Raw genomic sequence first — 16,962 nt, 5'->3', positions numbered from 1 at the left:
TATTTTGACATTATCTTTTCAACAATATATCAACACACTAAGTGATGATACACATCTTCAAGCTTTAACTGGAATTGGAAGAGGCATAGAACGAGAAGGGTTACGAGTGCTTTCTCAAGGAAGATTATCTGAGCACGATCACTATCACAACTTAGGTTCGGCGCTAACACATCCTAATATAACCACAGATTATTCAGAGTGCTTATTAGAATTTATTACGCCAGTTAGTCATTCGCCAGAAGAAGCGATAGCTCAACTGCGAGATACTCAGAAGTTTACCTTATCGCAAATTAATGATGAATTAATTTGGCCAATGAGTATGCCTTGTTTTGTTGACGACGATGATAAAATTGAGCTAGCTAAATTTGGTCATTCAAATGTTGGCAAAATGAAAACGGTATATCGCCAAGGTTTAAAAAATCGCTACGGTAGTATGATGCAAGTGATAGCTGGCATTCACTTTAATTTTTCATTTTCAGAAAACTTCTGGCAATCCCTCAAAACCTTAGATAATAATCATGATGAAATGCAAGATTATGTTTCTGCTAGATATTTTTCGCTGTTAAGAAACTACAAACGATTTTGTTGGTTGATCCCGTACTTGTATGGCAGCTCGCCAGCTATTTGCCCGTCATTTTTACAAAATAAACCCACTAATTTACCCTTTAAAAAATCCAAAAGCGGTTATTTGTACCTTGAGCATGCCACGTCATTAAGAATGAGTGATTTAGGCTATACCAATAGCGAACAATCGGCTTTACATATTTGTTATAACAACCTTGAAGGTTATCTTAACGGCGTTAAAGAAGCCATTAACATCAAATCTGAAGAATTTGAAAAAATAGGCATTAAAGTTGACGGTAAATATCAACAATTAAACAGTAATGTTTTACAAATTGAAAATGAGCTTTACGCGCCAATTCGCCCTAAACAAGTCGCCAATTCTGGTGAGAAACCATCTGAAGCATTGCAAAGCAGAGGCGTTCAATACATAGAGGTGAGGGCGTTAGACGTTAACCCTTTTGCCGATACAGGGATTAATCAACAGCAAATTTACTTTCTCGACATATTTTTAACGTACTGTGCATTAGAAGAAAGCCCAACATTAGATTGCTCACAACAAAATATTTGTGAAAATAATATGGATGAAGTGGTTGTCAGAGGGCGAGATCCAAAATTATTGTTAGATGATGATGGTATAGAAAAATCCATTGAGACCTGGGGCTTAGAGCTTTTTTATCAGATGGAGAAAGTAGCAAGGTTACTTGATAAAGCCTATCAATGTGATAAATATAGCCAAGCTTTAGCAATAGAAAAAGCAAAAATAACTGATTCAAGTTTAACGCCATCAGCTAAAATTCTCGAAATTGTCGTTGAGAAAGAACAAAGCCTGACCCAATTTGCCTTAGCTAAAGCAAAAAGTTATCGAGCAGAAATTCTAAAAAATGACTATCAATATTACTCACAACAATATTTCATTGATCAGGCTGAAATCTCTCATCAAAAACAAGCTGAAATAGAGCAAAATGATACGGTTGATTTTGATACTTTTATTGATAATTACTTTAAATAAAGAATAAAAAATATTTTATTTTCAGGTATTAGAATAGCAGCGTTATTAAAACCGTTATTGCGATAATATAATTAAATGATGGTGATAGAAGGCTTAGCCCTTAATTAGACAAAAAAAAGCGCGTTAGGGCAACGCGCTATATAATACTAGAAAGCAGTCCAGGGAGGTATGTGCTTCCATATTTTATGACTAAGGCTTTTTTTAATAGTTCAATTTTTATTCAATTAATCCTTACCTTTTTTTCTCTTTTTTTAAATAATTATCTTTATCAATAATTTATCTAGTATTTTTAGTGGATGATTTTTAATCGACGATTTCAATGTTGTTGAAGTAAATTTTTGATAAAAAAAACGCGTTAACTTAATAAAGTAACGCGTCTAAAACATGAAACACTAAGGGAAAATAAAAGTCTCGTATAATAAGAGCAGCTTTTCTTTTAAAAGTTCAAAATAAATTCGAATAAATTGATCTTTATTTTCTGAGCAAAAAAAAGATAAAAAAAACGCGTTAACTTAATAAAGTAACGCGCCTAAAACATGAAACACTAAGGGAAATAAACCTCTCATTAAGTAAGAGTATGAGCGTTCAATTAAGTTCAAATTAATTTGAAGAAAATAATTTTTGTTGTGAATAAAAAAAGCGCGTAACTTATCAAAGAAACGCGCTATAAAAACAATCCAAGGGAAACATAAAATAAATGTCTTGTAGGTATGAGGGGCAAATATCATTAAAGTTCAAAAAATTTAAACATTTATTATTCTTATTGAGTTTTGTTGCTTAACTTCAATCATTTCTGGCATGATATCTTCACTGCAAAATAGATATAAACATTATGAGTAAACATTTTTCTTTTTTCATGGCGCTATTGTGTGCGTTATTTTTGTCTAGTTGTGCGACTCCACCCCCTAAGAACCCTGAAAATGTATGTGAAATCTTTAGTGAGCATCGAGATTGGTATTTTGCAGCTAAAGATGCAAGAGAGCGTTGGGGAGTGCCTATACATGTACCTATGAGTATGATGTACCAAGAAAGCTCTTTTAAAGAAGATGCTTTACCTCCCCGTGACTACTTATTAGGTTTTATCCCGTGGGGAAGAGTAAGTTCTGCCTATGGCTATTCTCAAGCTAAAACCATGACATGGGATGATTATATTAGGGAAACAGGGAACAGCGGTGCTGATCGTGATGATTTTGATGATGCTATCGACTTTATGGGCTGGTTTATTTATAAAACTCAAAAAATTAATAAGGTGTCAAAGTGGGATGGTTATAATCAATATTTAAATTATCATGAAGGTTGGGGAGGCTTTAAAAGAAAAACCTATAAGAAAAAAGCCTGGTTAGTAAAAGTCGCTCGCAAAGTAGACAACCGAGCAAAAAGGTATAGTCGTCAATTAAAAGGCTGTGAAGCTGATTTAAATAAAAGTTGGTTTTGGCGTTTATTCTCTGGCTAACGGCTTAGATCACTCCGTAAAGGTGTCAAACTCAAACTCTGGATAACTTTTAAAGTAGCCATATAGAGTTTAATCAAAAACAGCGATAAATGAGCTGATTTTAACCTGTTTAAGTGAATATTATCATTCGCAAAGTCATGTGACAAAACACATCATTTTTAACTTTTAATACTACGAATGTTTTCTTAATGATTTATTGCTATTCACGAAAAAAACAGTTTGTAATCAATAGCATTTTTCTTGCCAAAATGTCCAATTTTATAGGAATTTAATGCTAAGCCACGTCCGCTTTGATGTTTAAAATAATGTAAAAAAAACTTCATTTTTTTAACAAAAATCGTTTGCAAAATCAGAAGTCGTTATTCTATTGGTCTTGCAATTGTTATCCACAGAAATTGTGGAAACATGATTTTTGAATAATAGCCTGTTAATAACTTTGTGAATAATTTAAGGTCCAATCACTATTATCCACATATAGATATTTTATTCGCTTGTAATTAATCGTTTATGCTTTTTTTATCCCGCCAGAATTTGATGATTATTATTCTTTTTTATCGATTGATAAGATTAATGAGATCGTAAAATAAACAATGCATTAACAAATAGGCGGGTGAGCAAATTAATTTTTAGAAGCGTTTTTTCTTGAATTAAGCGTTAGGGTAGTGACTGAATGACACGAAAACAACCTAAAAACTTTTAAGTAGATTTCGTGTCTTTTGGAGATGAGGTTACCACTAGGGCGTGTTGATCTTTCGAGGTTAAATTTCGTTCAAAATAATAGTCATTTATTCAAGGTGTGGGTTAACTAGCATGGTTGTTCCATGTAAATTGCTCACTATTAATCATGATCTCTATGTTGAGATTGATAAAAGTCAGGTAAGATTCTTACTGTTTTGATCATGTTATCGTTCACGTCAATTATTTCTAGAGGATAACCAGCGATTCGAACGCTTAAATTAGCTTCCGGGATATCTTCTAAATATTCCAAAATTAAACCATTAAGTGTTTTAGGACCATCGGTTGGAAACGCCCAACCCATTTCTTTGTTAATATCCCGAACCGTGGCACTGCCATCGACTAAAAAGCTACCATCAGGTTGCACATTAACTTCATCGCTAGTAGCAGGAGTCATAGTGGTGGTAAAATCGCCCACGATTTCTTCTAAGATGTCTTCTAAAGTTACTAAGCCTTGAATATCACCATATTCATCCACGACTAAGCCTAAACGTTCTTTAGCGTCTTGAAATTTTAATAATTGTACGTTTAATGTTGTGCTCTCGGGAATAAAGTACAATTCACGTACCGCACGAATTATAGTCGTTTTATTAAATTGATTTTTTGACAATAGTTTTAATGCGTCACGCATGTGAATGTAGCCTACTACGTCGTCTATGGTGTCTCGATATAGTAAAACTCGTGTATGAGTTGATTGCGTAAGTTGCTTTTGAATCTTCTTCCAGTCTTCATTAATATCAATCCCGACAAGCTCACTGCGTGGGATCATAATATCTTCAACGGTTACTTTTTCGAGATCTAATATACTCACTAACATGTCTTGGTCACGATCCGCTAATAATGCGCCTGATTCGTTAACCACAGTGCGAAGTTCTTCCGAACTTAAACTATGATGTTCACGTTGTTTATGGCTAATACCAATTAACGCTAACATGCCGTTTGTTATCCAGTTAACAGCAACAACCAATGGGAATAATACTTTTAATAATAACGACAGAATGATAGAGCTTGGAAAAGCCACTTTTTCAGGATACAAAGCCGCTAATGTTTTTGGCGTTACTTCAGCAAAAATCAGAATAATTAAGGTCAATGCGATAGTCGCAATTAATACACCCATATCACCAAATAATCGTAAGCCAATGATTGTCGCAATGGCAGATGCGGCAATATTGACTAAATTATTACCGATCAGGATCAAACCAATAAGGCGATCAGGTCTGCCAAGCAACTTACTGACACGTCTAGCACCTTTATGTTTTTGTTTTTCTAAATGACGTAACCGATAACGGTTAAGTGACATCATGCCTGTTTCTGAGCCAGAAAAATAGGCAGAGATTAATACGAGTATACCAAGGATGGTAAACAGCATATTCGTTGATATGTTATCCAAAAAAGGGATCCTATATGACTAAAAAAATAACTTAATTCTACAATAGATTAAGTTAAGAGTAGTTATACCTTAAAAAGCGTTATAAGAGAAACTCTTTAACAAATCGGCTACCAAAATAAGCCAAAGTTAATAAACTTGTGGCAATAACCGTTAATGTTAATACCCGATGACCGCGCCAGCCTTGGTTGTAATGACCCCATAAAATAATGAAATAAAAGACTAAGGCTATGATTGATAGTACCGTTTTATGAGCATTTTCTTTAGAGATAAAATTTTCCAAAAAGATAAAGCCGGTCAATTGACTCAAAAACAGACATGTAGTGCCGATAAACAAAATAACAAACAGCTGAGTTTCTACTTGCATTAATGGGGGGAGATGGTGCACTGCTGCTAAATTTTTTCTTTTCAGCTTCATATTAATATACGCAACTTGAAAGGAAAAAAGCGTGGCTATTACTAAAACACAATAAGCGATTAAAGCTAAAGTGATGTGGCTGAGCACGGTTAAATCTTCGGAAATTGCCGGAGTACCGTGACCCTGCGGTGTAAAAATCATCATTAATTGCCATAGCCCGGCAAAGCTATAAGTAACAGGGATTAACAAATTAACTTTAAATCGTAAAGCCAACGCTGTCACTGTTAAGGTAATGATTAAACTCACTAATGAAACAACGTTGGGGAGCGAAAAATTGACAACTTCTTGTTTAAATAAATAGTCAACAGTATTAAGCGTATGGGCAATTATTGCTAAACAACCTAAGGTTAAAATAGTAATGATATGGGGGCCTTTAGGATGAAATAATCGTAATACGACAGCTAATGTTGCTGAGATATAGCAAATAAAAGCTATTAAAGCGCCAAAATGAGAAAACTCCACCAATCACTCCATTAATACATGTTTGTTTTAAAATTCATTCTATTTAATTTACTAAAGCTAATATTGATATAAAGTAAACTTTTTCGATCTTATCAGAAAACCGTGCTTAAGCTAGCCTTTGAGCGAAAATTGTAGCAGGTTATTCCTCAACGGTTTGATGGCAAAAAATGTGATAACAGCTGCGCAGGTTAAACCAAACCAATAAGGTAGCATTTCATGATTGTGTTGCATTTGCTGACTAATATTAATGGCAAAATAATTGATGCCCCAATCAAGCAATAAGCCAAAAGCAATTGCCGAACTGCCAATCCCAATTAAATACCGAATTAACACACTCATCCCCATTTCTTTTTTAATGATCCCTAACGTGGAAATATTAGTGGCTGGTCCTGCCATCATAAAAACTAATGCTGTGCCAGGTGAAATGCCCGCTAAAATGAAACCTGCGGCAATCGGTGTTGAAGCCGTTGCACAAATATACATGGGGATGGAAATAGCTATCATTAATAGCATCGCTGGTAAACCACTGCCATAACTCAACAGGAAAGATGTAGGTACAAATGTTTTTACTAAAGTGGCAAAGATTAATCCGATTAATAACCAAATAATTAAATCATCAATTAATTGTGTGACTGCATATCGTAAACCGGTTAATGTTTTGCTAATAAATGTGACTTTCTTTTTTTCTGAAGAAGTATCACAGCAGCTAGGCGCTTCTTGCTTTGCTTTACTTGCACAACAGGAGGTTGGCGTGTTGCTTGAAGGTGGAATTACTTTGGCTGTCGTCACTAACAAACCCGTAATTATCGCAGATAATATTGCTGAAATCGGACGATAAATGGCAAAGATTGGCCCTAATAACGCGTACGACACGGTAATTGAATCAACACCTGTTTCTGGAGTTGCTACTAAAAATGAAGCCGTTGCAGGTGATGAAGCACCACTTCTTCTAAGTTCAGTTGCAACGGGAATTACCCCGCACGAACAAAGTGGTAATGGTGCGCCAATGAGCGCGGCTTTAACAATGGCTGATTTACCTTTACCTAAATGATGACTTAAAATGCTCGTGGGTGCCCAAGCTTTCATCATCCCAGCAATAATTAATCCTAATAATAACCATGGACTAGCTTCAGCACTTAAAAAAAGAAAGTTATTAACTAGTTCATTAAATATTTGCGTAATATCGTTCAACGTAATGTCGCTCTTAATCTTTCTTGTCGTAAGCTTATCATAGAATTAAAAAAGCGAAGGATAAAAGTAAACCATATTTCTACATGCTTTCGCCCTTGAAAATCAAAAATGACAAGCCATATCTTTAAGAATATTTTATACTTATTAGAATTATTCACCACGCACTTAATGCGTTGTTTATTACTTAGCTAACATTCGAGTATTACATGTTTGAAAATCTTTCTGATCGTTTAACCAAAACGCTAAAAAATATCAGTGGCCGTGGCCGATTAACTGAAGACAATATTAAAGATACCCTGCGTGAAGTGCGGATGGCATTACTCGAAGCTGATGTCGCTTTACCTGTTATTCGTGAATTTATTGCGAAAGTAAAAGAAAGTGCGGTTGGTACTGACGTTTCTAAAAGCTTAACGCCAGGTCAAGTCTTTGTAAAAATTGTTCAAAAAGAACTTGAAGCGGCAATGGGGGAAGTCAACGAAGCGCTTGACTTAAAAGCGACACCGCCCGCGGTAGTATTAATGGCTGGTTTGCAAGGTGCGGGTAAAACCACTTCAGTGGCTAAATTATCTAAGTACTTAAAAGAGCGTGAAAAGAAAAAAGTGTTAGTGGTTAGTGCTGACGTATATCGTCCAGCAGCCATTAAACAACTGGAAACCTTAGCCAATGAAATTGACGTTGGCTTTTTCCCGAGTGACATCAAACAAAAGCCTATTGATATTGCGAATGCGGCAATTGATCATGCCAAGAAAAACTTCTTCGATGTGTTAATTGTTGATACTGCAGGTCGTTTACATGTTGATGAAAGCATGATGGATGAAATTAAAGACCTTCATCAAGCAATTAATCCAGTTGAAACATTATTTACTGTTGATGCCATGACAGGTCAAGATGCAGCGAATACTGCTAAAGCATTTAATGACGCTTTACCATTAACGGGTGTTATTTTAACAAAAACTGATGGTGATGCACGCGGTGGTGCGGCTCTTTCTATTCGTCATATCACAGGTAAACCTATTAAGTTTATGGGGGTTGGTGAAAAAATAGAGGCGTTAGAGCCTTTCCATCCTGACCGTATAGCTTCAAGAATTCTAGGCATGGGTGATGTTTTATCACTGATTGAAGAAGTTGAGCAAAAAGTTGATCGCAAGCAAGCCGAAAAATTAGCCAAGAAAGTTAAATCTGGTAAAGGCTTTAGTTTAGAAGATTTTCGTGATCAGCTTGTTCAAATGAAAAATATGGGCGGCATGATGGGCATGATGGATAAATTGCCTGGCATGGGGAACATGGCAGATAAAGTTAAAGATCAAATGGATGATAAGGTGACCATTCGTATGGAAGCGATTATTAACTCAATGACACCGGGTGAACGTGAGCGTCCTGATATTATCAAAGGTTCTCGCAAGCGCAGAATTGCCGCAGGCTCTGGTACCCAAATTCAAGATGTAAATAAGCTATTAAAACAGTTTACTCAAATGCAGAAAATGATGAAAAAAATGTCAGGTAAAGGCGGCATGAAAAAAATGATGCGTTCTATGCAAGGCATGATGCCACCAGGTGGTATGGGCGGCGGAGGCATGTTTGGCCGATAATCAGTTTTTTTATCAATTTATTGTTTATTAAGGCAACTTAGGTTGCCTTTTGTATTTTCTGTTTTTTTAAATTATCCTCCTTATATACGTTAACTATTCCACTTATCTTCACTTGCTTTATCAGAACAACAAAAGAAATTTTCAATTAACCTGATAGTTTGCGTTAATGCTTGCGTTTTTATTAGAAAAGCGTAGAATACGCGAGCTTTTCTGTCACCCTGGTGTCAGGAAATGTCTGGAAAATTCGTTTTAACACTTAAATATATAGAGGACGATATGGTTACCATTCGTTTAGCTCGAGGCGGCGCTAAGAAGCGTCCATTCTATCAGGTTGTTGTTGCAGATAGCCGTAATTCTCGCGATGGTCGTTTCATCGAAAGAATTGGTTTCTTCAACCCGACAGCACAAGGTCAAGCGGAAAAATTACGTTTAGACCTAGACCGTATCAACCATTGGGTTGGTCAGGGTGCAACGGTATCTGATCGTGTGGCCAAGTTAGTAAAAGACGCTCAAGTAGCAGCTTAATAGCTTAGTTATAAAAGGTAGGTTTAGGAGCAATCGTGACAGAAGTAAAAGAAATTATCCTTGGCAAAATAGGCGCAGTCTATGGCATCAAAGGTTGGTTGAAAATACATTCATTCACTGATGAACCCGAAGCCATACTTGACTATTTTCCTTGGTCGTTAAAATTAGGAAATAACACACAATCAGTAGAAATTACCGATTGGCGCAGACATAACAACGGACTCATTGTTAAAGTTGGCGGAGTTGATGATCGTGATGAAGCGCAAGCTTTTGTCGGATCAGAAATTTTAACAACAGAAGACGCTTTGCCTGAGTTACCTGAAGGTGATTTTTACTGGCGAGATTTAATGGGAATGGCAGTTGTGACGGCCAATGGTTACGATCTTGGTGAGGTTTCCGATATGTTGGAAACTGGTGCCAATGATGTATTGGTTGTAAAAGCAAACCGAAATGATGGCTTTGGAAAAAAAGAACGATTAATCCCGTATCTTATGGACCAAGTAGTTAAATCGGTAAGCATTGAAAACAAACAAATTTGTGTTGACTGGGACCCAGGTTTCTAACTTGAGTGACGGCGTAAACAATAATCTTAGTAATAAGAAATTGTGGATAGGGGTGATAAGCCTTTTTCCAGAAATGTTTGACGCAATAACCGAGTATGGGGTGACAGGCCGAGCGATCCGAAACGGGTTGATTGAATTTCATAAATGGAATCCAAGAGACTTTACTCATGATCGACATCGCACCGTTGATGACCGTCCTTATGGCGGAGGTCCGGGCATGTTGATGATGGTACAACCGTTACGAGATGCCATTCATGCTGCTCGAGAGGCAGCGGATGGTAAAGCTAAGGTCATTTATTTATCACCTCAAGGACGTAAATTGGACCAAGCTGGTGTACGCGAATTAGCACAGCATGACCGACTGATATTTATAGCAGGACGTTATGAAGGCATAGACGAAAGACTTATTGAGTCGGATATCGACGAAGAATGGTCTGTCGGAGATTATGTTTTAAGCGGAGGAGAACTTCCTGCGATGAATGTAATTGATGCCGTAGCACGCTTTGTGCCGGGTGTTTTAGGACATAATCAATCTGCTGAGCAAGATTCTTTCTCAGACGGTTTATTAGATTGTCCACATTACACAAGGCCAGAAATTTTTGATGATGGAACCGATGAGGGGAAGTCAGTACCAAAAGTGCTATTAAGTGGTAATCACGAACATATAAAGCAATGGCGACAATTTAAGTCATTAGAAAGAACATGGACTAGGAGACCAGAACTTTTAACTGACCTAGCTCTGACAGCAGAACAAGTTAAAATGCTTGAGACTATTAAAGATAGTAATAAGTAAGACTGTTGATGACTGTGAACTCTAGGAAGAAGGTATTATGAGTAAAATTATTGATATGCTCGAACAAGAGCAAATGAAAACTGACTTACCAGCATTCGCACCAGGCGATACGGTAGTTGTACAAGTAAAAGTTACAGAAGGTGATAAAACACGTCTTCAAGCATATGAAGGTGTAGTTATTGCTATTAAAAACCGCGGCATCAATTCTGCGTTCACTGTTCGTAAAATTTCGAGCGGTGTTGGTGTAGAACGTGTATTCCAGACACATAGCCCAATCGTTGACTCAATTGAAGTCAAACGCCGCGGTGATGTTCGTCAAGCTAAACTTTACTATCTTCGTGAACGTTCAGGTCGCTCTGCACGTATCAAAGAGAAATTGGCAAAAAGATAATCTCTTTTTATCAAAAGTAGCTTAATAAAAAGCCTGAATAATTTATTATTCAGGCTTTTTTGTTTGTAATGTTAAAGCGTTATTAAAACTTCGCTGCAACCTTTACCGTATCATCAACGGCGCCATCACTTATGTAGCCAATTGCATCGGGGGTTTGGCTAACAAATTTAATAACCTCTGCTTCAGTATCTACCGACTTAGGGGCTTGTCCTTTACCAGTAAAAATCAATTTTGACCAATAAGCTTTTAACTGACTTTCTGATTTGCCAACGACATTATTTAAAAATTGCTCCCTAGCATCTCCACCGGTTAAGTCGATAGGGATGACTTGACTACCATCAGGAAACTTTTTGCTTTTTCCTAGGAATATTTTTTTAAAGGTTTTTTTATTTAAAGCATTCGCATTACTAGGGTGTACGATTACGGTGACTGCTTGTACATTCAAAGCGATTAAGCTTAATGCTAAGAGTATAATTGAATTAACATATCTCATCACTTTCTCCTAAAAGACTAAGTCAACGCCAACTGACATTATTTGATAATCACCAATATTAGTAATTTGGTTTTCACCGGTGAAGTAATCGACTTTTAATGCAGCGCTTGGATGAAAATCGTATCTTAGCGATATGCCATAACCATCAAATTCATTGGCAGCTAAAACACCTTGAAGTCCTTTACCTGTGGCTTGTAATACTGGGTGGTTAATACCATTTAGAAACCCGTAATCATCAGGTTGTTTGGACTCTTCTGCATGAACGGTAATGATATAACTATCGAATCGTCGACCTAGTGCTAAGTACCAGTTTTCGTTTGGTGCATCCACTGAGTCTTGTACGCCATAGTTAGTGTATTCAAAGTCGATTAACCAATCTTCATAGTCTACGCCAAATCCAGCAAACCAATATAGTCCATCTTTTTTATCCCAGGCAACAGCATTGGTAAAATTAGTTATATCGCTTTGTGTTGCTCCTAAGCTTAATGCCGCTTCAACTCCAGGCTGAATAGCTGGAAAATATGAATTAGCGTCTAATGATTCTGCTTTCATTTCTGTAGTAAATGCACCTGAAAATACTTTCCACCAATCACCCGATAAGGTCGCATTGACAGACATAATATCGTTGAGTCCTAATGGAACATTTCCAACACCGTTTAACGTAATATTGCCATCCCAGCTACCGTAAAGTACTTTAGTATCTAGTGTATAATCGCCATCAGCTAATTCAAATTGGCTATTTAAGGCAATGCCTTCCATTGTCGCGAAAGGAAAGCCTGTGTAAACCGCTTTTGGTAATCTTGAAAAATTATGTGCGAACCCTACTTTTTCGTACTCTGACTGATGAAATGTTGGGTTGGCTAATTTACCGACATTAATTGTGTGATTATCCGCTAATTGGTAACTAATGTATGCCCATCTGGCTTCAACATCAAAATCATTCTCACCAGCTGCGTAAAGTTGAATGATTGCGCTGAGGCCTTCTGTTAAATCGGCTGTTGCTTGCACAGCAAATAATGATTCACTTTTAAAGGAAATTTCACCCTCTTCAAACTCGCCAAAAGGCGTGGTTCCTCCATCTGAGTTTGCTTGACTTGCTCTAATTGAAGCAAAGCCATTGAGCGTAATATCCGCAAAGCTTTGAGGTATATAGAGTAGTGATAACCCTATGGTAAAAAATTGCAGTTTTTTCATATACTAATCTCCCTGAGTTTTAGTATGTAATTGAATGAATATCAGATTTTTATTACCATTTTTTAATATTATTATTGTAAATAAAGCTAAACTTTAAAGCCTTTAGCAATAATGCCTAAATCATTTGCTAATAGGGCTAATTTTCCACTGACTTCAGCTAATTCTTCTGAAGCTGTGTGTGTTTGCTCAGTACTGTTGCTTATCTCGTCAACATGAGAAACAATTTGGGCGGCAGATTCAGACTGTGCTTCCGTTGAATTAGCAATGTCTTCTGTCATCGCATTAATTTGTGCAACAGATGTTGTAATTTCATCTAAAGACTTACCGGCTTCACTCACTTGCTCAACACTATTGTCAGCTAATTCTTTTCCACTACTCATAGCGTCTACAGCTTCTTTAGCTGCAGCTTGCAGTTTTTCTATTGTGGTTTGAATTTCTATTGTTGACTCTTGTGTACGCGAAGCTAACGTTCTTACTTCATCAGCAACAACGGCGAATCCACGACCTTGCTCACCGGCTCTGGCGGCTTCTATTGCAGCATTTAATGCTAACAGGTTCGTTTGATCTGCAATGGCACGAATAACATCTAAAACGGCTCCCACTTGGTTAGCATCACTGTCAAGTTGGTCAATAACTTCTGACGATCTTTCAACAGTTTGGGCAAGCTGGTGAATAGTATTGACTGTTGTTGAAACTACTTCGGCGCCTTGCGTTGAAACTTGCGAAGTTTGAGTTGCCGCTACTGCCGCTTGTGCGGCATTGTCAGCAACACTGCGAACACTAATATTTAGGCTTTCAACAGCATCTTTAGTATTTTGAGTACCTTTTTGTTGCTCCATTGTTATATTATTGGTCTCTTCTGCCGTAGCGCTAACAGTAGATGCCATATCTGATAATGGTAAAGCTATGTCTACCACTTGCTTAATTGTGTTTTGTAATTTTTCGATAAATCGGTTGAAACAACGTACAAGTTCACCCACTTCATCTTTCGTTTTACTTTCAAGCCTTACGGTTAAATCCCCTTCACCATCGGCTAAGTCACTTAATGAAGCAATGACATTTGATAATGAAGATTTAATGCCTGAAACAATCGGAATAGCGGTACCAAATAATAATGCAATGGTGATAAACCCCATAATAAACCCAGTAGTTACTAAGCTTTCTGCGGAATTGTTAGCCTCTTTTATGCTATTTTCAAAAGCTGTCACATTTCTTTTATTAAAATTTTCAACAGTGCTAGTTACTTTTTCGTATGATTGATTCATAGCCTTCCCCATCTCAGGAAGTTTTGAAAAGTCTATAGTTTCATTAATCATCCCCAGCGAAAGAGCTTTTGCTTGAGTGTAGTAATCATCGAATTGTTGTTGTATTTGTTTTTTATCAGAAGAAAATTTAACGTGACTTTTACCGATATTATTAATTAATGACGAAATTTGAGCCGCAAGCGCATTTGCATCATCAATAGCTTCTTCTTCACCCGTTGTAACCGCACTATTAAGCATTTCCGAGATTCGTACAATGGAGACAGAAACTTCTTTTGAATATTGAACAACGGGAAACTGTACATCTCTCGCTTCTGAAAGTAACTGAACGTTATTGTTAGCTGTAATTGTCGATAAAATTAAATAAAAAATAAAACTGATTGTGCCAATAGTAGGTATCACGTAGATTTTTTTAGATATCGATAATTGATTGAGAATATTCATATATGTCTTTTTAATCCCATGCGTGAACGTCTATTATCAAATGTAGGACAAAAAGTTTATTTTTGTAAAAAAAATAGTGAATATTTTTCAAAGTATTAGCAATATTAATTCTTTTCATATAAAAAATGTGCTTACTAGCACGTTTAAAAAATTCGAAAGGTATCATTAAGATAAATTAAGATAAATTAAGATTTACTAAATACTCATATGACAGCGTTGTCATTGATTTGTTAAAGTGCTAATGTTTGTCAAATTAGAAAAATAATTTGTTTTTATTCGACTTTAGTTGAGTAGGCGAACGAATTTAGTTGCTATATGATAATAGCCATATAAAAAATAACTTTAAGCTTTAATTGCTCGACCTTTTAGTATTCATTGGGTTTAGCAAATAAATAGCAATTTACAGATCTTACAAATAAGAATTGAAGGACTTAACATGCAAGAATTGAAAAGCCGTTATCCGATTTTAGAGCAAGCCAAAGCTCATACTCACATTGATACTGCTACTTATGATGAAATGTATGCACAATCTATTGAGCAACCGGATGTTTTTTGGGCTGAACAGGCTGAAAAGTTTCTTGATTGGTATCAACCTTGGGATAGTGTCTCAAAAGTCGATTTAAAAACTGCAGATATTAACTGGTTTTCGGGTGGCAAGCTAAATGTTAGCTATAACTGCATTGACCGCCACCTAGCAACAAAAGCAAATGATACCGCAATTATTTGGGAAGGTGATGACCCAAGCGACGATCAAAAAATTACTTATCAAGAATTACATGATCATGTTTGTCGTTTTGCTAATTTATTAAAAGAGCGAGGCGTTAAAAAAGGTGATCGTGTTTGTATTTATATGCCAATGATCCCAGAAGTTGGCTACGCCATGTTAGCGTGTGCACGAATTGGCGCTGTTCATTCCGTTGTATTTGGTGGTTTTTCTACTGAAGCGATTCGTTCACGAATCATTGATGCCGATTGCAAAGTTGTGATCACTTCTGATGAAAGCTTACGTGGCGGTCGTGTTATCCCATTGAAAACTAACGTTGATGAAGCTGTTGCTGAATGTCCAAACGTCAATACCGTTATTGTCGTGGAGCGCACTGGTGGTGATGTTGCGTGGAATGACAAAATAGATGTTAATTACCAAACAGCAGTGGCTAACCAATCGGCGGTTTGTGAGCCTGAAGTGATGGATGCTGAAGATCCATTATTTATCCTTTATACATCCGGTTCAACAGGGACACCAAAAGGTGTTTTGCATACTTGTGGTGGTTACTCACTTTATGCTGCAATGACCCATAAATATGTCTTTGATTATAAAGATGGCGAAATTTATTGGTGTACAGCAGATGCGGGTTGGATCACCGGCCATTCTTATATTTTTTATGGCCCATTAGCGAATGGTGCAACAACCTTAGTTTTTGAAGGGGTGCCAACGTACCCTGATGCAGGCCGTTTTTGGCAAGTCTGTGAAAAACATAAAGTAAACGTATTTTATACTGCACCTACCGCAATTCGTGCCTTAATGAGTGTGGGCGATGAGTTAGTGAATCAATCTGATTTATCTAGTTTACGCATACTTGGAACTGTAGGTGAACCAATTAATCCTGAAGCTTGGCATTGGTATTATGAAGTTGTCGGTAAATCTAATTGTCCAATTGTTGATACTTGGTGGCAAACAGAAACGGGTGGAATTTTAATTACTTCATTACCTGGTGCCGTAGATATGAAGCCAGGTGCTGCTGGTAAGCCTTTCTTTGGTGTACAACCTGCTTTATTTGATAAAGATGGCAATACCTTAGAAGGTGAAAATCAAGGCTTGTTAGTGATGACTGGCAGTTGGCCGGGACAATTACGTAGTGTTTATGGCGATCATGATCGTTTTTATCAAACATATTTAAGCCAATATCCGGGTAATTATTTTACAGGCGATGGTGCAAAACGTGATGAAGATGGTTTTTATTGGATCACCGGTCGTGTTGATGATGTATTAAACGTGTCAGGTCACCGTTTAGGAACAGCAGAAATTGAAAGTGCATTAGTACTTCATCCTGCGGTTGCAGAGGCGGCAGTTGTTGGTTATCCACACGAAATTAAAGGGCAAGGGGTTTATGCATACGTTACTTTAATGGGCAATGCATCTGAGTCAGACGAGTTATTAAAAGAATTGACTGAATTTGTGGCAAAAGAGTTGGGGCGTTTCGCGAAACCTGATTACATTCAATATGCGCCAGGTTTACCTAAAACTCGTTCAGGTAAAATAATGCGTCGTATTTTGCGTAAAATAGCGGAAAACGATATTGATACTTTAGGCGATACATCGACATTAGCAGATCCAGCGGTTGTCGATAACCTTATTGCTAATCGAATTGTACATAGTTAGTTGATATGAATTCTTGATTGTAAAAAGCGCTTTGAAGCGCTTTTTTTATATCTCAAAATTAAGACAGATTGATAGATTTATTACACGCCGCAATTGTCGAGTAACGTGT

The 16,962-nt window shown here is 36.8% G+C and carries 14 protein-coding genes; 8 read left to right on the top strand and 6 right to left on the bottom strand.

Features of this window, described 5'->3' with window-relative positions; genetic code table 11:
* Nucleotides 1-4 precede the first annotated feature (4 nt).
* On the top strand, nucleotides 5-1,573 hold the full coding sequence (gshA, locus tag Q4493_RS01980; RefSeq protein WP_303449005.1) for a glutamate--cysteine ligase: 1,569 nt from the start codon (nucleotides 5-7) through the stop codon (nucleotides 1,571-1,573).
* Between the two features lie 832 nt (nucleotides 1,574-2,405).
* Complete coding sequence (locus Q4493_RS01975) at nucleotides 2,406-3,026, top strand: hypothetical protein (protein WP_303449003.1); 621 nt, start codon at nucleotides 2,406-2,408, stop codon at nucleotides 3,024-3,026.
* A gap of 838 nt (nucleotides 3,027-3,864) precedes the next feature.
* Here Q4493_RS01975 and Q4493_RS01970 read toward each other — a convergent pair.
* The 3 genes from Q4493_RS01970 to Q4493_RS01960 all read right to left on the bottom strand — a co-directional run bounded on the left by Q4493_RS01970 (nucleotide 3,865) and on the right by Q4493_RS01960 (nucleotide 7,219).
* Nucleotides 3,865-5,151 carry an HlyC/CorC family transporter gene (locus tag Q4493_RS01970; RefSeq protein ID WP_303449002.1) on the bottom strand — a complete coding sequence of 429 codons (1,287 nt, stop codon included), beginning with the start codon at nucleotides 5,149-5,151 and terminating at the stop codon, nucleotides 3,865-3,867.
* Between the two features lie 79 nt (nucleotides 5,152-5,230).
* Entirely contained in the window at nucleotides 5,231-6,028 is a 798-nt protein-coding gene (locus Q4493_RS01965; RefSeq protein ID WP_303449000.1) for an inner membrane protein YpjD, read from the bottom strand.
* 111 nt (nucleotides 6,029-6,139) lie between these two features.
* Nucleotides 6,140-7,219, bottom strand: coding sequence for an SO_0444 family Cu/Zn efflux transporter (locus tag Q4493_RS01960; RefSeq protein ID WP_303448998.1), 1,080 nt, complete (start codon nucleotides 7,217-7,219; stop codon nucleotides 6,140-6,142).
* A 206-nt stretch (nucleotides 7,220-7,425) separates the two neighbouring features.
* On the opposite strand from Q4493_RS01960, the gene ffh reads away from it, so the two are divergent.
* The 5 genes from ffh to rplS all read left to right on the top strand — a co-directional run bounded on the left by ffh (nucleotide 7,426) and on the right by rplS (nucleotide 11,080).
* Nucleotides 7,426-8,808, top strand: coding sequence for a signal recognition particle protein (gene ffh, locus Q4493_RS01955; protein ID WP_303448996.1), 1,383 nt, complete (start codon nucleotides 7,426-7,428; stop codon nucleotides 8,806-8,808).
* A gap of 276 nt (nucleotides 8,809-9,084) precedes the next feature.
* On the top strand, nucleotides 9,085-9,333 hold the full coding sequence (gene rpsP / locus Q4493_RS01950) for a 30S ribosomal protein S16 (RefSeq protein WP_303449102.1): 249 nt from the start codon (nucleotides 9,085-9,087) through the stop codon (nucleotides 9,331-9,333).
* A gap of 32 nt (nucleotides 9,334-9,365) precedes the next feature.
* Nucleotides 9,366-9,896, top strand: a complete 531-nt coding sequence (gene rimM / locus Q4493_RS01945) for a ribosome maturation factor RimM (protein WP_303449100.1) — start codon at nucleotides 9,366-9,368, stop codon at nucleotides 9,894-9,896.
* 40 nt (nucleotides 9,897-9,936) lie between these two features.
* Nucleotides 9,937-10,689, top strand: a complete 753-nt coding sequence (gene trmD / locus Q4493_RS01940; protein ID WP_303449098.1) for a tRNA (guanosine(37)-N1)-methyltransferase TrmD — start codon at nucleotides 9,937-9,939, stop codon at nucleotides 10,687-10,689.
* Nucleotides 10,690-10,726: 37 nt separating this feature from the next.
* Complete coding sequence (rplS, locus tag Q4493_RS01935; RefSeq protein WP_303448994.1) at nucleotides 10,727-11,080, top strand: 50S ribosomal protein L19; 354 nt, start codon at nucleotides 10,727-10,729, stop codon at nucleotides 11,078-11,080.
* A gap of 82 nt (nucleotides 11,081-11,162) precedes the next feature.
* On the opposite strand, the gene Q4493_RS01930 is transcribed toward rplS, so the two are convergent.
* The 3 genes from Q4493_RS01930 to Q4493_RS01920 form a co-directional block, all read right to left on the bottom strand.
* The gene (locus Q4493_RS01930) at nucleotides 11,163-11,573 is read right to left on the bottom strand and encodes a phosphate ABC transporter substrate-binding protein (RefSeq protein ID WP_303448992.1); all 411 of its coding nucleotides are present in this window, start codon (nucleotides 11,571-11,573) and stop codon (nucleotides 11,163-11,165) included.
* A 9-nt stretch (nucleotides 11,574-11,582) separates the two neighbouring features.
* On the bottom strand, nucleotides 11,583-12,767 hold the full coding sequence (locus tag Q4493_RS01925) for a hypothetical protein (protein WP_303448990.1): 1,185 nt from the start codon (nucleotides 12,765-12,767) through the stop codon (nucleotides 11,583-11,585).
* Between the two features lie 86 nt (nucleotides 12,768-12,853).
* Nucleotides 12,854-14,473 carry a methyl-accepting chemotaxis protein gene (locus Q4493_RS01920; RefSeq protein WP_303448988.1) on the bottom strand — a complete coding sequence of 540 codons (1,620 nt, stop codon included), beginning with the start codon at nucleotides 14,471-14,473 and terminating at the stop codon, nucleotides 12,854-12,856.
* A gap of 436 nt (nucleotides 14,474-14,909) precedes the next feature.
* On the opposite strand from Q4493_RS01920, the gene acs reads away from it, so the two are divergent.
* Entirely contained in the window at nucleotides 14,910-16,853 is a 1,944-nt protein-coding gene (gene acs, locus Q4493_RS01915) for an acetate--CoA ligase (RefSeq protein WP_303448986.1), read from the top strand.
* Nucleotides 16,854-16,962: the final 109 nt, after the last annotated feature.

Source organism: Colwellia sp. 1_MG-2023, from assembly GCF_030546755.1.
In the GTDB taxonomy this organism is placed as follows: domain Bacteria; phylum Pseudomonadota; class Gammaproteobacteria; order Enterobacterales; family Alteromonadaceae; genus Thalassotalea_H.
This window is presented reverse-complemented; position numbering and strand designations above follow the sequence as displayed.